This is a genomic window from Neisseria sp. P0021.S007 (assembly GCF_051956855.1).
The window spans coordinates 1-450 of sequence record NZ_JBQCXA010001650.1; the positions used below are offsets into that span (position 1 = coordinate 1).

Below are 450 nucleotides of genomic sequence, written 5' to 3' on the forward strand. Positions count from 1 at the left end.
GTAAAAAGGCCGTCTGAAAACTGGATTTCAGACGGCCTTTATTCTAAAAGTTTCCAGACGACGTTTGAGATCTTCTGAAAGTTTGAAACAGTGGTGAGAACGACAGACAACGCGTGCGTGCGTACCGCACACACCCTACACCTCGGTTTTAAAGTTTGTGCCTCCGCAGGTAAGGTGTGTGGCACAGCCACGCACGCGGTTGGTGGAGATGCAGGCTACGGCTTGCTACATCTTGGTTTTAAAGTTTGTACCATCCGCAGGTGGGGTGTGTGGCGCAGCCACAAACGCGGTTGGCGGGGATGCAGGCTACGGCTTGCTAAAAGTTTTCAGATGACATTTGAGGTCTTCTGAAGATTTGAAACAATGGTTTGAACAGCAAAAAACGCGTGCGTGCGTACCACACACACCCTACACCTCGATTTTAAAGTTTGTACCACTACAGTTAGCAAC

General features: G+C 49.1%; 1 protein-coding gene. It reads left to right on the plus strand.

The features are described from left to right. The first annotated feature begins 90 nt into the window (after positions 1-90). Positions 91-351, plus strand: a complete 261-nt coding sequence (locus ACTHUR_RS20735) for a hypothetical protein (protein WP_440400688.1) — start codon at positions 91-93, stop codon at positions 349-351. Positions 352-450 lie beyond the last annotated feature (99 nt).